2 protein-coding genes and 1 pseudogene are annotated in these 1087 nt (G+C 59.7%); 2 read left to right on the forward strand and 1 reads right to left on the reverse strand.

The features are described from left to right. Positions 1–298 (reverse strand): annotated as a pseudogene (locus tag HP499_RS24495) (zinc permease); the annotation flags it as partial. Between the two features lie 111 nt (positions 299–409). Between HP499_RS24495 and HP499_RS24500 the strand changes: the two are divergent. Continuing rightward, positions 410–694, forward strand: a complete 285-nt coding sequence (locus HP499_RS24500; protein WP_172326607.1) for a hypothetical protein — start codon at positions 410–412, stop codon at positions 692–694. Between the two features lie 78 nt (positions 695–772). Continuing rightward, positions 773–1087, forward strand: a 315-nt coding sequence (locus tag HP499_RS24505; protein ID WP_172326608.1) for a LacI family DNA-binding transcriptional regulator, incomplete at its 3' end; no start/stop codon positions are given.

Consider the following 1087-nt stretch of genomic DNA (forward strand, 5'->3'; position numbering starts at 1 on the left):
TTTTGTCTGCGGGCTTGGATTTGGACGTTCTTCCGGGTTGCGCCCAGCGATCCAAGAGGGCGCTCAGCGCGGTGAAGACGATGGCTCCCGCAAGGAGCCCCACCGCTGCGCGCACGATTCCGCCCTGTTCATAGGCGTCCTCGAACAGTTCGAACGCCAAGGCGGTGATGAGCGACCCCGCAGCGAAGGACAGCAGGATGGCCAGAACCCGCTTCGGCAGCTCGAAACGCACTCCGACGATGGCGCCGATGACCAGGGCGCTGGAGGCGATCAATCCGAACCACAGTGATGCCATCACAACGCCAGTATAGAAGTAAGTAACCTGATCTTCTCTAGGGCAAGGAAAAAGCGTTCGACGGCGGCAGGCCGTCGTCGAACGCTTCTTTCCGAACGGCGTAGGCTGCTTGCCATGGAGACGTCATTCAACATTGAACTGGTCAATCAGAACGAGTACTTGGTGCGGTGGGCATCAGAGGGGCAAACCGGCGAATCCCTGGTCCACACCAACCCGGACTTCCTTGCCGAGGTAGGGCTCGATGCCTTCGAAGAGCAGCGTGTTGTTGAAGAAACCACGTCATATCTGGCCGAACACCAGCCGGTGATCGATTTTCCCCAAACCGTTGACCTGGAAGAGATCGCAGCCGCTTACACCGATTACGCGGAGCAGTTGAAGGCGCGGCTCGAGGCGCGGTAATTGGCGGTTTGATGGGTGCTCCTGTAAAAGCACCTGGCCCGCTACTTCGTGGACGGACAGAGGCGCTACGTTTAAAGCATGGTGACTTTGCAGACTGTGGCGGAGCGGGCAGGGGTCTCGGCTGCGGTGGTTTCCGCAGCGGTTTCCGGCAGTAAATCCGTCAGGATGAGCCCCTCTACCCGCAAGCGGGTAGAGGAAGCGATCCGTGAACTGGGGTATGTCACCAATCACGCTGCGAAGGCACTGAAAACGTCGCGAACCGGTTTGGTTGCGACCATCACGCCCAATCTTTCGAACCCGGTGTTCGATGAGGCGCTTCGTGGTGTCCAGGATGCGGCGGATGCCAATCGCGGCGCCATCCTTCTCGCCGACTCGGACAGGGTTTCCCCTGGC

Source organism: Paenarthrobacter sp. CM16 (genome assembly GCF_013179505.1).
GTDB lineage: Bacteria > Actinomycetota > Actinomycetes > Actinomycetales > Micrococcaceae > Arthrobacter.